Raw genomic sequence first — 18948 nt, 5'->3', positions numbered from 1 at the left:
CAGGGCTCCCCAGGGATACGAGTCGGCTCACAGTGCGGACACCGGTGCCCTGCTCGGCACATCCGTCACGCCGACGGCGTGGTCGTTCACCAAGCGTTCACCCAACATGGGAGCGCCCGACACTTTGGGAGGGTCGCAGTGTCATCTGCACTGCCTAATGTGAATCGAGGTTCGCCGGACGCACCCCCGGCAGGCCGCACAGACTCCTTCAAACGGCGCCAATGTCGCCCGATGAAACCTTAGAGAGGCATGTAAACGTGAAGATGAAGAACTTCGGTCGCGCAGCGGCCATCCTGTCCGTGTCATCCCTGGCCCTCGTGGCCTGCGGCGAGTCCAACACCCCGGCGGCGGAGGGCAATGCCGACGGCGGCGACAGCGCGAGCAGCGAGGTTGCGGGCACCCTCGTGGGTGGCGGTGCCTCCTCACAGGAGGCTGCCATGACTGCCTGGACCGACGGCTTCACCTCGGTCGCACCCGACGCGCAGGTCAACTACGCCTCCGTCGGATCCGGCGGCGGTCGCGACGGCTTCCTCGGCGGCGAGTACGATTTCGCCGGTTCTGACGCGGCGATGAGCGATGACGAGTGGGAGTCCTCCAAAGAGATCTGCGGCACTGAGGGCGCCTTCCACGTTCCGTCCTACATCTCTCCGGTCGCCGTGGCGTTCAACGTCGAAGGCATCGACGAGACCCTGAACCTCGACGCCGACACCATCGCCTCGATCTTCGCCGGTGAGATCACCAGCTGGGACGACGAGGCCATCGCGGAGCACAACGAGGACATGGAGCTGCCGTCCACTCCGATCTCGGTCGTGCACCGCGCCGACGACTCAGGCACCACCGAGAACTTCGTGGACTACCTGGCCACGGCCTCGGATGTCTGGGACTACGAAGTCTCCGGCGAGTGGCCCGGTGAGATCGCCGCCGAGTCCGCTCAGCAGACCTCGGGCGTGGTCGGTCTGACTTCAGAGACCGACGGTGCCATCACCTATGCCGATGCCTCCCAGATCGGTGACCTCAACACGGTCGCCGTCCAGGTCGGCGAGGAGTACGTCGAGTACTCGCCGGAAGCCGCCTCCCAGGCCGTCGCCTCATCCTCCGCTGTGGAGGGACAGGCTTCGAACAACATGGCCTTCGAGCTGGACCGCAGGACCGAAGAGTCCGGCGCCTACCCGATCGTCCTGGTGAGCTACCACATCTTCTGCAACGAGTATCCCGAGCAGGAGACTGCCGATCTGGCTGTCGCCTTCGGCGAGTATGTCCTCTCCGAGGATGGCCAGGCGACTGCCGAAGCCGCCGCAGGAAACGCGCCCATCTCAGACGAGCTGCGTGACGGGGCCATGGAGTCCCTCTCCGCCATCACCGTCGCAGAGTGAGCTTGAGCGAGTACTGCAACGCATGAATGATGCGGACGTCGGGCAGGTCGGGTCGCAGTTCAGACTTCGACCGTCCGACGTCCGTACATGCTTTACCCAGCACTATCGACCGAGATTTGAGAGGCAGACCAGGTGAGCAGCTCACTGACTCAGTCCGATAAACGGGGAGTCGCAGGAGACCGCGTCTTCTCCGCGCTGACGGTGTCCGCCGGCGTGATCATCCTGCTGACCCTGATCTTTGTGGTCCTGTTCCTGGCGGCAAACTCCCGGGATGCGGTCTATCAGGAGGAACAGGGCGGATGGATCGTCGGTGCGTTCTTCGACTACGCCTATCCGCTGGTGATCGGCACGCTCATAGCCTCCCTCATCGCGCTTGTGCTGGCCGCCCCGGTGGCGGTCGGGGTCGCGCTGTACATCTCCCATTTCGCGCCCCCGCGGTGGTCCAAGTCCATCGGCTACGTGATCGACCTCCTGGCCGCGATCCCTTCAGTGGTCTACGGCGCGTGGGGCATGAGCTTCCTCGGACCAGAGCTGATCCCGGTGTACAACTGGCTGCATGAGAACCTCGGTTTCATCCCGTTCTTCGCCGGTGACCCCTCGCAGACCGGTCGGACCATCTTCACGGCTGGAATCGTGCTGGGCGTGATGATCCTGCCGATCATCACCTCGGTCTGTAGAGAGATCTTCATCCAGACGCCGAAGCTGCATGAAGAGGCCGCCCTCGCGCTGGGCGCCACCCGGTGGGAGATGATCAAGATGTCGGTCTTCCCGTTCGCCCGGGCCGGCATCATCTCCGGGATCATGCTCGGACTGGGCCGCGCGCTCGGCGAGACCATGGCAGTGGCGCTCGTGCTCTCCCCGGGCATGCTCACCGCCTCGCTGATCTCCAACGGCAACAGCACCATCCCCGCGGAGATCGCCCTCGGCTTCCCCGAGGCTCCACCTGGGTCGGAGCGCCAGGCCCAGCTCATCGCCATCGGCCTGGTCCTCTTTGTGATCACTCTGCTGGTGAACATGACAGCACGCTGGATCGTCAGCCGCCACAAGGAATTCTCGGGAGCCAACTGATGACACAGACGCCCACTCCCACCTCTGTCCAGGGACCCGCAGGTCCGCCGCAGCTCAGCGAGCCCACTCCGCGCCGGAGCTCGCTCACGCAGAACGTGCTCCCGTCGTGGCTGTGGATGGCCCTGCTCGCCGCCGCCGTGGTGCTCGGCGCGGCACTCTCGGCGCTGCTGGGATTCAACCTCGCCACCTGGTTCATCTTCACCGCCGTGATCTATGTGGCCAGCAGCTACATCGTCACCCGCACCCGGGTGAACCGGCGCAGGGCCACTGATGCGCTGTGGACCAACCTGATCTATCTGGCCTTCACATTGGCGATCCTTCCGCTGATCTCGGTGATCTGGTCGGTCGCCTCGGTCGGCATCCAGGGCCTGATGGAGCCGGGGTTCCTGAGTTCGGACATGCAGGGCGTCACGGGCCTCGTTGACGAGGGATCCCAGACCGAGGGTGAACCGGTGCTCGGAGGCATCCGCCACGCGATGATCGGTTCGCTGTTGATCACGCTCGCCGCCACCTTCATCTCAGTGCCGATCGGGCTGATGACGTCCATCTACCTGGTGGAATACTCGCGTGGCGGTCCGCTCTCTCGAGCGATCACCTTCTTCGTCGACGTGATGACGGGCATCCCCTCCATCGTGGCCGGGCTCTTCGCCGGTGCCGCCATGGCGTGGTTCCTCTCGGTCTTCAGCGGCCTGACCGGACTGCTCTCCACCCAGCGCTCCACGCTGGGGGTCACCGCCGCCATCGCGCTCTCGGTGCTCATGGTCCCGGTGGTGGTGCGCACCACAGAAGAGATCCTGCGCGTGGTGCCCAATGAGCTGCGCGAGGCCTCCTACGCCCTGGGAGTGCGCAAATGGCGGACGATCCTCAAGGTGGTCCTCCCCACGGCGATCTCCGGCATCGCCTCGGGCGTCACGCTGGCGATCGCCCGCGTCATCGGTGAGACCGCACCGATCCTGGTCACAGCCGGATTCGTGGTCAACACCAACTGGAATCTGTTCCAGGGCTGGATGACGGCACTGCCGGTCTACATCTTCCGCCAGTTCCAGAATCCCACCTCGCCGAACTTCTCCGACCCGTCGGAGCAGCGCGCCTGGGCCGCGGCCCTGGTGCTGATCCTGATCGTGATGGGGCTGAACCTGTTCGCCCGCCTCATCGCCACGCTCTTCGCTCCCAAGCAGGCCGGGCGCTGACAGCCGTCGCTGCGGGCTGCCCCTGATCCACCCAGAGAAAGTGTGATGACCAGATATGTCTAAGCGTGTAGATGCCGTTGACCTCAACGTCTATTACGGCGACTTCCTTGCCGTGGAAGGCATCAACATCAGCATCGATGCCCGGGCCGTGACGGCCTTCATCGGTCCCTCCGGCTGTGGGAAGACCACATTTCTGCGGTCGCTGAACCGCATGCATGAGGTGCTTCCCGGCGCGCGGGTCAAAGGTGAACTCCTGCTCGATGGTGAGAACATCTATGACCCGGGCGTGGACCCGGTGACGGTGCGCACCCAGGTGGGCATGGTCTTCCAGCGCCCGAACCCGTTCCCCACCATGAGTCTGCGCGAGAATGTGCTGGCCGGCTATAAGCTCAACGGCGCGCGCCTGTCGAAGTCCGAATCGGATGACATCGTGGAGTCGGCGCTGAGCAGCGCCAACCTGTGGGCGGAGGTCAAGGACCGCCTCGACAAGCCCGGTTCTGGTCTCTCCGGCGGCCAGCAGCAGCGTCTCTGCATCGCCCGGACGATCGCGGTCAAGCCTGACGTGATCCTCATGGATGAGCCCTGCTCCGCATTGGACCCCATCTCCACACTGGCCATCGAGGACCTCATCGGTGAGCTCCAGCAGGATTACACGGTGATCATCGTGACCCACAACATGCAGCAGGCTGCCCGCGTCTCGCAGAAGACCGCGTTCTTCAACATCGCAGGCACCGGAAAACCCGGCAAGCTGATCGAATACAACGACACCTCCGCGATCTTCAACACTCCGAACGAGAAGTCCACCGAGGATTACGTCTCCGGCCGCTTCGGGTGAGCGGAGGGCGGGCCCCGGCGGGCTCGGCGGCCGTCAGCCCAGCAGCGGGCTGATGGCCAGGGTGAAGATCGCCGTCGCTGCACCCGCGGCCAGCGGGGTCAGCACCCAGTAGAGACAGATCCGGCGGAACTGGCGCCAGTGCACTGTGGCGAAGCGCTGATTCGACCCTGCACCGATGATCGTGGACGCCGCGGTCAGCGAGGTGGAGAGCGGCAGGGCGAAGCTCAGTGAGCCGACGAAGAGCAGCGCCGAGGTCGTCGTCGTCGCGACCATGCCGCGCAGCGGGTCGATGTCCACCAGCCGGTGCCCCAGCGTGTGCCCGATCCGCCAGCCCCCGGTCAGGCATCCGGCGCCGATCAGCACGGCGAACGTGCAATATGCGGCGGGGAGCCAGGACTGGGCGTCCTCGACCTGGGCGGCGATCAGTGCGGTGAGCAGGACGAAGGAGAACCGCTGGCCCTGCTGAAGTCCGGTTCCCAGCGAGGTGACCCCGACGCTGACCGACTGCGCCATCCGGGAGGTGGTGTTCACCGCGTCCGGGTCCTCTCCGCGGGCGACGCGCACGGCGGCGAAGACCAGGAGATACGCGAATCCGAACGCGACCAGCGGCGAGAGCAGAAGCGTCAGCACCGCACCGGCCCACGGCATGGCGAGGACCTCTGCGAAGTCGAGGTCGGCCACTGTGGAGGCGGCCACCGTTCCGCCCAGAAATGCGGCCAGCAGCGCATGGGTGGTGGAGGTGGGCATCCCGCGCAGATACGTGAAGAGGTTCCAGCCGAGCAGAGAGATCAGGGCCGAGAGGACGACGGCGAGCAGCACGCTCGACCTCATCTGTGGGAAGTCGAACCAGGTGTAGAGATACATGCCCAGCGGCAGCGCGAGCAGCACCCCCAAGGTGTTGAAGATGGCCGCGAGCCGAGAAGCGGCCTGCGCGGTGAGCGCACGCGTGCGCACCGGGATCGCGATCGCGTTGGGCACGTCGTGGAGCCCGGCGAGGAAGGCGTTGGGGACGAGCAGCAGGCAGATGAGCCCGAGCAGAATCGGCTCCACCCGGCGGCCTCAGGACTCGCGGACGATGATCGAACCGGCAGTGACCGCCACAGTCCGCTGATCGTGGACGGCGGCAAGCAGAGCGTCGGCGATCTGCGACTGCTGCAGTGCGATGTTCGGCTGGAAGGCATTGTCACTGGAGGTCATCCAGACCCGGTGGGTCCGATTCGCCTGTTTGGTCAGGCGCTGCATCTGGATCCAGTATTCCTCGAGCAGGTCGAAGTCTTCGAGTCGGGACATGGCCGCGACGGTGAGGTCCAGCTGCCGGCTCAGGGTCTCCAGCTGGTCGGCGCTCTGCGCCGGCAGACTCAGATTCGGCCGAGCCAGGATGAGATCACCGGCGGCCACCACATGCTCCATCGTGCGGTTCAGCTGCTGCGAGAGGGCGTAGATGTCCTGCCGCGGCAGCGGGGTGAGGAAGACGCTGCGGATGTGTGTCATCAGGTTGAAATGGAGGTCCATCGCGCGGCCCTCGAGATCGATCAGCTGTTCACGCAGTTCCGCTCGGTTCTCGTGGGTGCTGCCCAGCAGCTGGGAGATCAGGTGGACTCCGGAGCGCACTTCCCGGGCGATGCCGGCCAGAAGGTCGGTGGCCACAGGCTGGCGCTGGCCTCTGCGTACGATCATGCGATGAATGTCCCCAGGATGAACGATTGTCGACGTGTCGGGCCCGAGTGTATAGCGCAGAGATGAACATCCCTGCGCCATCCGGGCGACGCCCTCGGACACCTTGCCCGGCTGCCTGTCCCGCGGACGCTCTGACGATGCCTGGCGAACGGGTGACGCTGAGTGGGGGTGTGCCGGGCTGGGAACGCCTCACGGCGCGTGGCCGCTCGAAGCGGCTCGAGAATGGAGCCCGGGGGTTACCACAGCCCGGCACATCTCCAGTGTGCTCCTTCGGCAGGGGCGAGGTCAACCGGGCAGCCCGGGCCGGTGCCCCGGCTGCAGAAAAGTCCTGTGGACGAGTGATGCCCAGGTCCGCGCACGGCGCTGACCTGGGCATCACTGTCTTCCTCGGCGGAGCGCGGTGGGCCCTGCGGGACTCGAACCCGCGACCAGCGGATTAAAAGTCCGATGCTCTACCAACTGAGCTAAAGGCCCCTGTGAAGCCCCTGAAGACGTGCCCTATGGTATCGCCGCCGCGGCCTGCGGCATAATGACGCACACCGTGCGAGCACGGCAGTGCAGCCGATGAAGGACCGAAGCGAATCTCTTCTAGGAGGACGCGATGAGCAGCCAGCCTCGCCACCGCAGGCCCAGGTACATCGACCCAGCAGCTTTCGACCAGCGGGAAGGCGGGGCTGATCCGGCGATCATCGCCCAGGCGGCTCACGACACCGCCCACGCGCTCGTCTTCCACGGGCGGGACTCCGATGACCCGGAGGTCACCGAGCGGTTCATCCGGCTGGCGGAGACCGAGGGCATCGAGGCCATCGCGGAGCTGTGGTCCGATTCCCCCGCGCACTCGCTCGCCGGCGGTCTCTGGCGGATCTACGCGATCCGTGCCGCGGTGAACAAGGACCCTCAGCGGATGAGCGAGTACTACAGCCTGGGCAAGACGGATTCCGCTCCGCATGCCATCGCCGGCATCGCGGAGCCGCCCACCGCGCAGGAGATGGACCGACTGGCTGATCTCGTCCTGGCGGGCATGTACCGCGGGGACATCGACTCCGCCTTCGATCGTGCGGGCGCGTTCTGCCGCGTCGTGGCACGAGGTCAGGCGCTCTGGGCCGGAGGCTCCGAACGGCACAGTCCAGAAGCCGCCCGAAGGCTCACCGAACGTGCCAATCAGCTGCTGCGCACCGCCGAGGAGCTCGAGGGCGCGGCGCGCGGCTCCCGCGCCGGCACTCTCGACTGAGACGGATCCCCGCCGATAAGCCGATCGAGGCGATTTTGGCAGTACTGTTTGTTCTCAGAGGCGCGGGTCGGGCAGATGTCGCGCCTCCACGACCGAGCCATGCGGTTTCGGCGGACACAGCAGGTCAGGAGCCAGTGCAGGCTGGCAGCGAACGGGGCGCTACATGTCAGATCACCAGCCGACCTACGGGCCGCAGGGCCAGTCCGGGTACGGATACCAGGGCCAGTCCGGGTACGGATCGCAGGGCCAGTCCGGGTACGGATACCAGGGTCCTGCGAACACTCCCGGGGGACCGAGCTATCCCGACGGGCCCGGCGATCCGATGTATCCCCAGGGCCCGGGCGGGCCCAGCGGAGGAGGCAGCGGGCACGGCAAGGGGCTGTTCTGGACGCTGATAGCCGTCGGCGTCCTCGTCGTGGTCGCTGTGATCGCTCTCATCCTCCTGCTGGTGCGCGGGGGTGAGGCTGCGGCCGATGATGACACCACCCAGCCTCAGGACTCTGCGGCGGCCGAGGCGCCTGCCGTGGATGCCGAGAGCCCCGCCGCCGCGGTGGAGTCCTACTTCACCGCGCTGGCAGACGGCGAGGCGGAGGCCGCGCGGTCACTGCTCTATGAGGTCAGTGACGACAGCCTGATGACGGAGGAGGTGCTTGCGGCTTCACTGGAGCTGGCTCCGATCACTGACGTCGAGGTCACTGAGGATGCCGCGGCTGAAGAGGCCGCGTACTCCCAGGAGGTCCAGGTCAGCTACACCCTCGGCGAGGTCGGCGTGACCAAACGGGTCTACACCTACCAGAACCCGGACACTGATGCCTGGGAGGTCGATGCTGAGGCAGAGCTCATGCAGCCGGATCTCGGAGACCTGGCTGTCACGGTCAACGGTGAAGCCGTGGAGGGTGGCGAGGCCACGGTGTTCCTCGGTCTGATGTACCAGCTTGATCTCGAGGAGGAGAACTTCAGCTTCGACGGTGACGGAGTGGTCGAAGTGACCGAGACCTACACCACGGCCACGACCCTGGAGGTGGCCCTCACCGAAGCGGCCACTGAGACCTGGCGCGAGCTGATCATCGCCGACGTGGAGGACTGCATCGCCTCCAAGGAGATGGAGGCGGGCTGCGGACTGGACATGCCGGCGGACGTCTCCGGTGCCGCAGTCGTGGAGGGGAGCATCTCCCGATCGCTTCCGGCCGAGACTGACCAGGCGCTGCAGCGGCTGACTCCCAGTCCGAGCTACACCACGCCCACGCTGGTCAAGGCCGAGTACTTCACCGGTCAGGTCAACGTCGAATACGAGGCGGAGGAGGGCGGCGTGACCAGCCTCTACGAGCTCTACTTCGGGGATCCGGGCACGCTGGGCACACCGCTGGTCGACATGACCGCCGATGAGCCCGAGGTCATCTGGGAGTAGGCGGCGGGGGTGAGTGGCTTACACTCTCCTCGTGCATCAGAACACCTCCACGCCCGCTGCGGCGCTGCCCACCGGTGAATCAGTCCTGCAGAACCTCCCCTGGCGATGGAACACGCAGGGTCGGATCTTCGTCGTCGGCGGGCTCGGATTCATGTTCGACGCCTGGGACGTCTCGCTCAACGGCATCCTGATCCCGCTGCTCTCCGAAGAGTGGAACCTGACCGCCTCGGACGCGGCGTGGATCGGCACCGCGAACCTCATCGGCATGGCCGTCGGCGCAGTGCTCTGGGGCACGATCGCAGACCGGATCGGCCGCAGGAAGGCCTTCGCCTGGACCCTGCTGATCTTCTCGCTGTTCACCGTGGCCGGGGCGATGACCGGGAGCCTTGAATGGTTCGTGCTCTTCCGCTTCCTCGCCGGGGTCGGGCTCGGCGGCTGCATCCCGGTGGACTACGCCCTGGTCGGAGAGTTCACCCCGGCCAGGCAGCGCGGACGTGTGCTGACGGCCATGGACGGCTGGTGGCCCATCGGTGCGGCGCTCGCAGGCTTCGTCTCGGCATGGCTGGTGGGCACCTGGGGAGACTGGCGGCTCCCCCTGCTGGCGATGATCCTGCCCGCGCTGCTGGTCTTTGCGGTGCGGCTCTTCGTCCCCGAGTCACCGATGTATCTGATGCGCCAGGGACAGATGGCCGAGGCCCGCAGGGTCATCGACGGGCTGGTCGCCCGCACCGGTGCGCCAGTGCGCCAGTACACGCTTGAAGCCACTCAGGCTCCGGCGAAGCTGACCTTCGCCGCGGTGGGAGAGCAGCTCAAGCTGGTCTGGGCGCACAGCTGGAGGGTCACCACCGTCTCCTGGGTGCTCTTCCTCGCCATCATGACCGTCTACTACATCGCCATCCAGTGGATGCCCACGCTGCTGATCGAGGCTGGCTACGAGCAGGACCAGGCCTTCATCCGCACGGCCGGCATGGCCGCCGTCGGACTGGTGGGCGTGGTGATCTCCACCGTCCTGGTCGAGATCACCGGGCGCCGGGTGCTGCTCGCCGTCTCCGCCCCGGTGGCCACCGCGATGCTGGTGGTGCTCGGACTGACGATGCATCTGCCCACGGCCGTGCTGCTGCTTCTGCTCGGCTTCGGAATGGTGATCCAGATCAGCATCCCGGTGCTCTACACCTACGTCTCCGAGCTCTATCCCACCGAGCTGCGCGGTTCAGGATTCGGCTGGGCCTCGACCATCTCCAGGATCGGCGCCGGTCTGGGCCCGCTCGTCTTCATCGCGTGGATGGAGCCGACCTTCGGGCTCTCCGGGGCCTTCGGAATCTGTCTGGTCGGCGTCGTGCTCGCGGTCCTGCTGATGCTCAAGCTCGCACCGGACACCACCTCCAAGCACCTTGACTGAGGGATGACGGCGGGCATTGCGCCGGTGAACATCGGATGAAACATCTGTGCAATGTTTCGTGTGGAAATGTGTCGTACCATTGCCTGCATCACTCGTTTCACGGCACCCTCGGGGTGCCGTTCTTGCACCATGAGGAGCATCCCCATGAAGAGGTCCTTCAAGACCAGCGGCGCGTTCGCCGTGACCGCAGCCGCAGCACTCGTCCTCTCCTCCTGCGGCGAGGCGCCCGAGGAAGAGTCGGAGAACGGCGACGCCGCCGCCTCCGAAGAAGTCGACTACAAGGCCTGTGTCGTCTCCGATGAGGGCGGCTGGGACGACCGCTCCTTCAACCAGTCGGCCTATGAGGGCCTGGAGATGGCCATCGAGGATCTGGGCATCGAGCACGCTGAGGCGCAGTCCACTGCGGAATCCGAGTACGCCCCCAATGTGGACACCATGGTCCAGCAGGGCTGCGACGTCGTCTTCGGAGTCGGCTTCCTGCTGGAGGAGGGGCTGCGCCTCGCCGCGGAGGCCAATGAAGAGACCAACTTCGCGCTGATCGACTCCTACTTCAACGAGGAGGAGCTCGAGGGGGAGCTCACCAACGGCAAGCCGCTGGTGTTCAACACCGGTGAGGCCGCCTACCTGGCGGGCTACGTCGCCGCCTCGATGAGCGAGACCGGCGTGGTCGGCACCTGGGGCGGAGTCCAGATCCCCTCGGTGACCGTGTTCATGGACGGCTATGCCGACGGCGTGGATCGGTACAACGAGGACAACGACGCCGAGGTCGAGCTGGTGGGCTGGGACAAGGAAGAGCAGTCCGGCACCTTCTCCGGCGACTTCAGCGACCAGACTCAGGGCGGCGAAGTCACCGAGCAGCTGCTGAGCCAGGACGCCGACATCATCATGCCGGTGGCCGGCAACGCCGGTGTCGGCGCAGGCCCCGTGCTGGAGAACGCCGAGGCAAAGATGATCTGGGTCGACTCCGACGGTTATGAGTCCACCGACTTCCCAGACATCATGCTCACCTCGGTGATGAAGGAGATCGGCACCGCCGTCTACACCACGATCGAAGAGGGCGCAGCGGGCGAGTTCACCAGTGAGCCGTATGTGGGCACCCTGGAGAACGACGGCGTCGGCCTGGCTCCCTTCCACGACTTCGAGGACGAGGTCCCCTCTGAGGTGCAGGATGCCATCGAGCAGCTCCGCCAGGAGATCATCGATGGCGAGACCGTCATCGAGTCCGAGAACGCTCCTTCCTGACCCACGCTGAGCTGATTGGTGACACCGCAGAGATGAAGCTTGAGCTGAGAGGGGTCACCAAGCGGTTCGGCTCCTTCACCGCGAATGACCGGATATCGCTCACCGTCGAACCGGGCGAGATCCACGCTCTGCTCGGTGAGAACGGGGCCGGCAAGTCCACCCTGATGAACACCATCTACGGGCTCTACGCCCCGGACGATGGTGAGATTCTGCTGGACGACGAGCCGGTCAGCTTCAACGGGCCCGGGGACGCGGTGGCCGCCGGGATCGGCATGGTGCACCAGCACTTCATGCTGATCCCGGTGTTCACCGTCACCGAGTCAGTGGCGCTGGGCTACGAGCCCACCCGCGCCGCAGGCATCATGGACATGGGTCAGGCGCGCGAGAAGGTGCTGGAGATCTCCGCGCGCTTCGGATTCGACGTGGACCCCGATGCGCGCATCGAGGATCTGCCCGTCGGCGCCCAGCAGCGGGTGGAGATCATCAAGGCGCTCTCCCGCGACGCGAAGGTGCTGATCCTCGATGAGCCCACCGCCGTGCTGACCCCGCAGGAGACCGACGAACTGATCACCATCATGGGTCAGCTCCGGGACTCCGGGACCTCCATCGTCTTCATCACGCACAAGCTGCGCGAAGTCCGCGCGGTGGCCGACCGGATCACCGTGATCCGGCGCGGCGCCGTCGTCGGAGAGACCACCCCCGAGTCCACGGAGACGGAGCTGGCCGGGCTCATGGTCGGGCGTGAGGTCAACCTCACCACCGCCAAGGAGCCGGCATCCCCCGGGGAGGTGAGCTTCGCGGTGGAGGGACTGACCGTGCTCAGTTCGATGGACAAGGTCGTCGTCGATGATGTCGATCTCGAGGTGCGCCGGGGAGAGATCCTCGTCATCGCCGGGGTGGACGGCAACGGTCAGAGCGAGCTCGCCCAGACCATCCTGGGGATCCGCGAGCCTGTGGCGGGTCGGATCCTCCTCGATGACCAGGACCTTGCTCCGCTCAGCGTCAAACAGCGGCTGGCCGCAGGACTGGGCTTCGTGCCGGAGGACCGCAGCACCGACGGTGTCATCGGGGCCTTCACCGTCACGGAGAACTATGTGCTGGACATGTACGATCGGGCGCCCTACTCCGGGGGCCCGGGGAACATCGCACTGCGCCTGCCGGTGATGCGCGAGGCTGCGCAGGCCCAGGCTGAGCGCTTCGACGTCCGCATGGGCAGCGTGGATGACCCGATCTCCACGCTCTCCGGCGGCAACCAGCAGAAGGTCGTGCTGGCCCGAGAGATGAGCCGGGACCTGCGGCTGTTCGTGGCGAGCCAGCCCACCCGTGGGCTCGACGTCGGCTCCATCGAGTTCGTCCACCGCACCGTCATCGAGGAGCGGGACAAGGGCACCCCGTGTCTGATCGTCTCCACCGAGCTGGACGAGGCTTTGAACCTCGCCGACCGCATCGCAGTCATGTACCGCGGTCGGATCGTGGGCATCGTCCCGGCCGGCACCAGCCGTGATGTGCTGGGGCTGATGATGGCCGGTGTGCCCGTGGAGGAGGCCGAGGAGCAGGCCGCCACCCATCACACAGCGCTGTCCGGGACCGATCACTCGGCCGAAGCAGAGGAGAGCACGTGACCGATTCAGGGTCCCAGTCCGGGACGTCCCCTGCCCCTGCCCCGAACCATCAGGGAGCATGGGCCGAGGCGGAAGGCAGGCTCTCCCGCGCCCTGCGTGAACTGGGCCAGACCTCCTGGGTGGTCACGGTCTTGGCCGTCGTCGTCGCACTGGTGGTCGGAGCAGTGCTGATCCTCGGCGCCAATCAGGAGGTCCAGGGCAGCCTGAGCTACTTCTTCGCCCAGCCCACCGACTTCCTGGAGACCTCCTTCCAGGTTCTGCGCGAGGCCTACTCCTCGCTCTTCCGCGGCGCCGTCTTCGACTGGCAGGCACCCTCGGCCGCGCGATCCATCCGCCCGCTGACCGAGACCATGGTCTACTCGGTGCCGCTGATCCTGGCAGGTCTGGGCATCGCCATCGGCTTCCGCTCCGGGATGCTGAACATCGGCGGCCAGGGTCAGATCATCCTGGGCGCCACCTCGGCGGGCTTCCTGGGCTATGCGCTCTCCCTCCCGGCCGGGCTGCATGTGCTGCTGGCGCTCGCCGGCGGCATCCTCGGCGGCGCCATCTGGGGCGGCATCGCCGGTGTGCTCAAGGCGCGCACCGGAGCCAATGAGGTGATCGTGACGATCATGCTCAACAATATTGCGATCTACCTGTTGGCATGGCTGCTGAAGCAGCAGTGGTACAAGCAGACCGGCTCCAACCAGCCGCTCTCAAGCTCGGTCGACGATTCCGCCCAGCTCTTCTCGCTGCTGGGACCGGGCTTCCGGATCCATGCCGGGTTCCTCATCGCAATCCTCGCCACGCTCTTCGTCTGGTGGCTGCTGGAACGCTCTGCTCTCGGCTTCGAGTTCCGCGCCATCGGTGAGAACCCTGAGGCTGCCCGCACGGCGGGGATCAACGTGTCCAAGGCCACCGCCCTGGTGCTGATCGTGGCCGGCGGTCTCGCGGGCCTGGGCGGCGCCGCCCACGTGCTGGGCACCGAGTACCGGATCGCCGGAGGCATCGCAGGCACCCTGGGCTTCGACGCGATCACCGTGGCCCTGCTCGGGCGCTCGAAGCCGCTGGGCACCTTCCTCGCTGGGCTTCTGCTCGGCGGTCTCCGTGCCGGCGGCGTGCTCATGCAGGCACAGACCGGCACCCCCATCGACATCGTGCTGGTGCTCCAGGCGGTGATCGTGCTGATGATCGCGGCGCCTCCGCTGGTGCGCGCCATCTTCTTCCTTCCGCATGCCGACGGCCGTCCACGGTTCAAGAAGAGTCGACGCCGCAGCGGCGGTTCCTCCGGTTCCTCCGGGTCCGTCGGCACCGATGCGGCGGAGGACCAGGATCACAGCAGGCCGAGTCCCGCTCACCAACCGTCCAGCACCACGTCACAGGAGGTTGGCAAGTGAGCGACCAGACCGTGAGTCCCGCCGCTGTTCAGGCGCAGCCGGCCGAGCGAGCCGCCGCCAGCGTCCGGCCCGTCTCCTGGAAATACCCCATCACCTACGCGATCCTGGCTGTGCTCGGGCTGCTCTTCGCGCTGGGAAGCCCTGCAGGAGGGCGGACGCACTTCCGTCTGGCCTCCGCAGGGGACTTCTTCGAGATTCCGGTCATCGAGCTTCCCTCCCGGCCTGCCGGGTGGGTGCTGGCAGCGACACTCCTCGCGCTGACCGTCTACGCGTTCTGGCGGGCCTCGAACAGGGCGCAGGCGAGGCTCTGGCTCCCGCTGCTCTTCGGGGTGCTCTTCGTCGTGGCGTTCCTGGTCTGGGCCGGCGCTGACCGTGGGGCGGTCATCCCGCTGGTCACCATGCTCACCGGGGCCCTGGCGCTCTCGGTGCCGCTGATCTTCGGCGCCATGTGCGGACTCGTGGGCGAACGCTCCGGGGTCATCAACATCGCCATCGAGGCGCAGCTGCTGGCCGGGGCCTTCCTGGCGGCTGTCGCCGCCTCCGTCTTCACCAGCGCGTATCTGGGTCTGCTCTTCTCGCCGCTGGCGGGGGCCCTGGTCGGCGCGGTGCTGGTGTTCTTCTCGGTGAAGTATCAGGTCAACCAGATCATCGTCGGCGTGGTGCTCAACGTGCTGGTCATCGGTCTGACCGGCTTCCTCTTCTCCACCACGCTGACGCAGAACGCCGAGCTCTGGAACGCCCGCCAGCAGCTGCCTGACCTGCCGATCCCGGTGCTCTCCCAGATCCCGGTCATCGGTCCGGTGCTCTTCGACCAGACGATCCTGGTCTACCTGATGTACGTCCTGGTCGCGGTGCTGAACGTCTTCCTGTTCCGCTCCCGCTGGGGTCTGCGGACTCGGGCCGTGGGGGAGCACCCCAGGGCGGCGGACACGGTGGGCATCAAGGTCAACCGGATGCGCGTGTACAACGTCATCCTGGCGGGGGCCATCGCCGGGCTGGGCGGCTCCTTCTTCACCATCGGTCAGGGGCTGGCCTTCGGCAAGGAGATGTCCGCCGGCGCAGGATTCATCGCCCTGGCCGCGATGATCCTCGGTCGCTGGCACCCGATCGGAGCGGTCCTGGCGGCTCTGCTGTTCGGCTTCTCCACCTCGCTGGGCAACGTGCTCGCCGCGATCGGCACTCCGGTCCCCTCCGAGGCGCTGCTGATGCTGCCCTATGTGATCACGATCCTCGCGGTGGCGGGCTTCGTCGGTCGGGTCCGCCCCCCAGCAGCGAATGGAACCCCATATGTGAAGTAGCGTGGCGGCATGAGAATCGCAGTCACAGGATCAACAGGCAAGCTCGGCACGGTCGTCGCGCGGGAGCTCCGCGCGGCAGGCCACGAGGTGATCGGCCTCGACGTCGAAGGTGCGCGTGCGCCGGGCTTCGTCAAGGTCGACCTCACCGATTATGGCCAGGTCATCGACGCCCTCGGCGCGGTGGGGGACCGGCACGAGGGCGTGGACGCCGTGGTGCACCTGGCAGCGGTGCCCGCCCCGGGCATCCGGCCGGACGCCGCGACGTTCCACAACAACATCACCGCCAGCTTCAACGTGTTCTGGGCCGCGTCACGGCTCGGGATCAGACGCATCGTCGCAGCCTCCAGCGAGACCGTGCTCGGGCTGCCCTTCGACACCCCTCCGCCGTACATCCCTGTCGATGAGGAGTATCCGGCGCGTCCAGAATCCACCTACTCCCTGGGCAAGCACCTCGAGGAGACGATGGCCGTCGAGCTCGTGCGCTGGAACCCGGAGCTCTCCATCACCGCCCTGCGGTTCTCCAATGTCATGAACCCCGAGGACTATGCGGCATTCCCCGACTTCGACGCGGACGCGATGCAGCGCAGGTGGAACCTCTGGGGGTACATCGACGCCCGCGACGGGGCACAGGCCATCGAACGTGCTCTTGCTGTGGCGGGTCCGGGATTCGAGCGCTACATCATCGCTGCGGCCGACACCGTGATGTCCCGTCCCAATGCTGAACTGGTCGCGGAGGTCTATCCCGACGTTCCGCTCGTTGCGGACCTGGGTGTCAATGACACGCTGCTCTCCATCGAGAAGGCCCGCCGCGAGCTGGGCTATGAGCCCAGACACTCGTGGCGAGATGCCGAATCCTCGCTGACCGAAGAAGGCTGACACCCAGCGAGCAGGCGGCACAGCGACACAGCATGAACCACGAACATGAACCACGAAGCGGCCCCCGCACCAGGTCTGGTGCGGGGGCCGCTTCGTGGTTCATCTCCCGCCGGGGTCCTCTCTGACCCGTGCGGTCTCGATTCAGGACCGCACAGCAGCCGTTCGGGTCTGCGGATACCGGATCTCTTCGACCATCTCCTGGACCAGTGGGCTCGGCGGCTTCGTCAGCTTCGAGACGATGATGGTCACGGTGAAGTTCACCGCAGCACCGATCGCGCCGATTCCCTCCGGGGAGACGTTCAGGATGTGATCGTTGGCGCCGGTTCCGAAGACCTCCAGCGTGTAGATCATGTACGTCGCGGTGAACGCCAGACCGGAGAGCATGCCTGCGGTGGCACCCGGCCCGTTCGCCTTCTTCCAGAAGATCCCGAGGATCAGGATCGGGAAGAACGTCGAGGCCGCGAGTCCGAAGGCGAATGCGACCACCTGAGCCACGAAGGCCGGCGGGTTGATGCCGGCCCAGATCGCCACGAGGATCGCGACCGCCATGGCGATGCGTCCGACCAGCATCTGCTCCTTCTCTGAAGCACCGGTCTTCTTGATGACCCGGAAGTACAGGTCATGGGAAGCGGCCGAGGAGATCACGAGCAGCAGGCCTGCAGCGGTGGACATGGCTGCCGCCATGCCGCCGGCGGCCATCAGGCCGACGATCGGAGCGGGAAGCCCTCCGATCTCCGGTGAGGCGAGGACCAGGATGTCATTGTTGACGATCAGATCCGCGCCGGATGTCGCCAGGTTGGACACGGTTTGAATCGTCTCCGCGTCCTCGTTGACGGTCACCAGCCCTGTCGCACCCCAGGTGTTGATCCAGTTGGGCAGGGTGTCAGGACCCTGTCCCTGGACGCCCTGGAGCAGGTTCAGCTTGGTGAACGCGCCCACAGCCGGAGCCGTGAGGTAGAGCAGCGAGATGAAGAAGAGCGCCCAGAAGGCCGAATAGCGAGCACCGCGGACCGTCTTGGTCGTGTAGAAGCGGATGATCACATGCGGCAGACCCGCCGTGCCCAGCATCAGCGAGAGCGTCACCAGGAACACGTCGACCTGTCCGCCGGCACGGCCGGCGAAGGCCTCGGTGAATTCACTCAGCCCGAACTCGGTGCTCAGCGCGTCCAGCTCGGCGAGGATCCGTCCGTAGGAGATCTGCGGGACCGGAATGCCCGTGGTCTGGTACGCCACGGCGAAGGCCGGGATCAGGTACGCGATGATCAGCACGGTGTACTGGGCGACCTGAGTGTAGGTGATGCCCTTCATGCCCCCGAGCACGGCGTAGAAGAAGATGACGACGGCGACCAGCACCACGCCCCACTCGATGCTCAGGCCCAGGAAACGGCTGAAGACGATGCCGCCGCCGGCCATCTGTCCGACCACATAGGTGAAGGAGACGACGATGGCGCAGACCGCTGCGACGATGCGCACCGACTCTGAATAGCGATCCCCGACGAACTCGGGCACCGTGAACTTGCCCCATTTGCGAAGGTAGGGGGCCAGCAGCAGTGCAAGCAGAACGTAGCCGCCGGTCCAGCCCATCAGATAGACCGAGCCGTCGGAGCCCAGGAAGGCGATCAGGCCCGCCATGCCGATGAAGCTCGCCGCACTCATCCAGTCCGCGGCGATGGCCGCACCATTGGCGAGGGTCGGGACGCCCTGAGAGGCGACGTAGAACTCTTTGGTCTCCTTCACGCGGGAGCGCCACGCGATGATGATGTAGAGGCCGAAGGTCAGGATGATGAAGAAGAAGGTCCAGAACTGGGTTTCAGTCACTTGTAACCACCCTCTCCATTGCGTTCGGCGACGCCGAACTCGTCATCGATCCGGTCCATCCACAGCGCATAGACCAGGATCAGGATCACGAAGACGTAGATGGATCCCTGCTGGGCGAACCACAGGCCCAGCGGGAAGCCCATGATGACGATGTTGTTGAGCGGTTCGATCAGCAGGATGCCGAAGCCGAATGAGACGGTGAACCAGATGGCCAGCAGAACGATCATCAGCCGGAGGTTCTTCTTCCAGTAGCGCTGGCGCCAACTGGTGTCCTCCGCCTCAGGCGGTACACCTGAGGTTCCCTCATGTGCCACATCGGACATGGGAGGCTCCCTTCTTCCTAGTGCGAGGCGATTCACCCGCGCGGGATGCGCAGGGAGTCCTCTAAGACAGTCAAAATGTGGCTCAGATCACAAGTGCGAGGACCCTCAACGGTGCATCTGTGTTTGCCAGCGGCGTGAATCGCACGTTGAGCGGAGAAGCAGGCCAGAACGACCACTCGATCGGCAGAAACCGCCGTTCAGCGTCGAAAAAG

At 66.0% G+C, this 18948-nt stretch carries 16 protein-coding genes and 1 tRNA gene; 12 read left to right on the top strand and 5 right to left on the bottom strand.

From position 1 onward, the window contains the following. The first annotated feature begins 257 nt into the window (after window positions 1-257). From pstS to pstB, 4 genes are all read left to right on the top strand, one after another. A complete protein-coding gene (pstS, locus tag H4W27_RS10935; RefSeq protein WP_318782311.1) occupies window positions 258-1373 on the top strand; it encodes a phosphate ABC transporter substrate-binding protein PstS in 1116 nt (371 codons plus the stop codon). A gap of 132 nt (window positions 1374-1505) precedes the next feature. Further along, complete coding sequence (gene pstC / locus H4W27_RS10930) at window positions 1506-2441, top strand: phosphate ABC transporter permease subunit PstC (protein WP_192595958.1); 936 nt, start codon at window positions 1506-1508, stop codon at window positions 2439-2441. Then, on the top strand, window positions 2441-3631 hold the full coding sequence (gene pstA / locus H4W27_RS10925; protein WP_192595957.1) for a phosphate ABC transporter permease PstA: 1191 nt from the start codon (window positions 2441-2443) through the stop codon (window positions 3629-3631). Before pstC ends, pstA begins: the two co-directional genes overlap by 1 nt. 55 nt (window positions 3632-3686) lie before the next feature. Beyond that, window positions 3687-4466 carry a phosphate ABC transporter ATP-binding protein PstB gene (gene pstB, locus H4W27_RS10920; RefSeq protein WP_192595956.1) on the top strand — a complete coding sequence of 260 codons (780 nt, stop codon included), beginning with the start codon at window positions 3687-3689 and terminating at the stop codon, window positions 4464-4466. Between the two features lie 33 nt (window positions 4467-4499). Here the strand turns inward: pstB and H4W27_RS10915 are convergent, their stop codons facing one another. From H4W27_RS10915 to H4W27_RS10905, 3 genes are all read right to left on the bottom strand, one after another. Next, window positions 4500-5516: an inorganic phosphate transporter gene (locus tag H4W27_RS10915; protein WP_192595955.1), complete on the bottom strand. Its 1017-nt coding sequence runs from the start codon at window positions 5514-5516 to the stop codon at window positions 4500-4502. A 9-nt stretch (window positions 5517-5525) separates the two neighbouring features. Beyond that, window positions 5526-6143, bottom strand: coding sequence for a DUF47 domain-containing protein (locus H4W27_RS10910; RefSeq protein ID WP_192595954.1), 618 nt, complete (start codon window positions 6141-6143; stop codon window positions 5526-5528). A 401-nt stretch (window positions 6144-6544) separates the two neighbouring features. Continuing rightward, window positions 6545-6617: transfer RNA gene (locus H4W27_RS10905), tRNA-Lys, on the bottom strand. Window positions 6618-6744: 127 nt separating this feature from the next. Between H4W27_RS10905 and H4W27_RS10900 the strand changes: the two genes are divergently transcribed. The 8 genes from H4W27_RS10900 to H4W27_RS10865 all read left to right on the top strand — a co-directional run bounded on the left by H4W27_RS10900 (window position 6745) and on the right by H4W27_RS10865 (window position 16595). After that, the gene (locus H4W27_RS10900) at window positions 6745-7374 is read left to right on the top strand and encodes a hypothetical protein (protein WP_192595953.1); all 630 of its coding nucleotides are present in this window, start codon (window positions 6745-6747) and stop codon (window positions 7372-7374) included. A gap of 163 nt (window positions 7375-7537) precedes the next feature. Continuing rightward, window positions 7538-8782, top strand: a complete 1245-nt coding sequence (locus H4W27_RS10895) for a hypothetical protein (protein ID WP_192595952.1) — start codon at window positions 7538-7540, stop codon at window positions 8780-8782. Window positions 8783-8813: 31 nt separating this feature from the next. Beyond that, the gene (locus tag H4W27_RS10890; protein WP_318782310.1) at window positions 8814-10181 is read left to right on the top strand and encodes an MFS transporter; all 1368 of its coding nucleotides are present in this window, start codon (window positions 8814-8816) and stop codon (window positions 10179-10181) included. Window positions 10182-10325: 144 nt separating this feature from the next. Then, window positions 10326-11423 (top strand): BMP family lipoprotein, encoded by a 1098-nt coding sequence (locus H4W27_RS10885; RefSeq protein ID WP_192595951.1) that lies wholly within the window; start codon window positions 10326-10328, stop codon window positions 11421-11423. Between the two features lie 32 nt (window positions 11424-11455). Beyond that, a complete protein-coding gene (locus H4W27_RS10880; protein ID WP_192595950.1) occupies window positions 11456-13045 on the top strand; it encodes an ABC transporter ATP-binding protein in 1590 nt (529 codons plus the stop codon). Continuing rightward, window positions 13042-14421, top strand: coding sequence for an ABC transporter permease (locus tag H4W27_RS10875; RefSeq protein WP_192595949.1), 1380 nt, complete (start codon window positions 13042-13044; stop codon window positions 14419-14421). The genes H4W27_RS10880 and H4W27_RS10875 overlap by 4 nt, the downstream gene beginning before the upstream one ends. Then, window positions 14418-15719 carry an ABC transporter permease gene (locus tag H4W27_RS10870; protein WP_404821853.1) on the top strand — a complete coding sequence of 434 codons (1302 nt, stop codon included), beginning with the start codon at window positions 14418-14420 and terminating at the stop codon, window positions 15717-15719. The genes H4W27_RS10875 and H4W27_RS10870 overlap by 4 nt, the downstream gene beginning before the upstream one ends. 9 nt (window positions 15720-15728) lie before the next feature. Then, window positions 15729-16595, top strand: a complete 867-nt coding sequence (locus tag H4W27_RS10865; protein ID WP_192595948.1) for an NAD-dependent epimerase/dehydratase family protein — start codon at window positions 15729-15731, stop codon at window positions 16593-16595. Window positions 16596-16736: 141 nt separating this feature from the next. Here the strand turns inward: H4W27_RS10865 and H4W27_RS10860 are convergent, their stop codons facing one another. Both H4W27_RS10860 and H4W27_RS10855 read right to left on the bottom strand, forming a co-directional pair. Then, window positions 16737-18413, bottom strand: coding sequence for a sodium:solute symporter family protein (locus H4W27_RS10860; protein ID WP_192595947.1), 1677 nt, complete (start codon window positions 18411-18413; stop codon window positions 16737-16739). Further along, entirely contained in the window at window positions 18410-18736 is a 327-nt protein-coding gene (locus H4W27_RS10855) for a DUF4212 domain-containing protein (protein ID WP_192595946.1), read from the bottom strand. The genes H4W27_RS10860 and H4W27_RS10855 overlap by 4 nt, the downstream gene beginning before the upstream one ends. Window positions 18737-18948 lie beyond the last annotated feature (212 nt).

The organism is Nesterenkonia lutea (assembly GCF_014873955.1).
In the GTDB taxonomy this organism is placed as follows: domain Bacteria; phylum Actinomycetota; class Actinomycetes; order Actinomycetales; family Micrococcaceae; genus Nesterenkonia; species Nesterenkonia lutea.
This window is presented reverse-complemented; position numbering and strand designations above follow the sequence as displayed.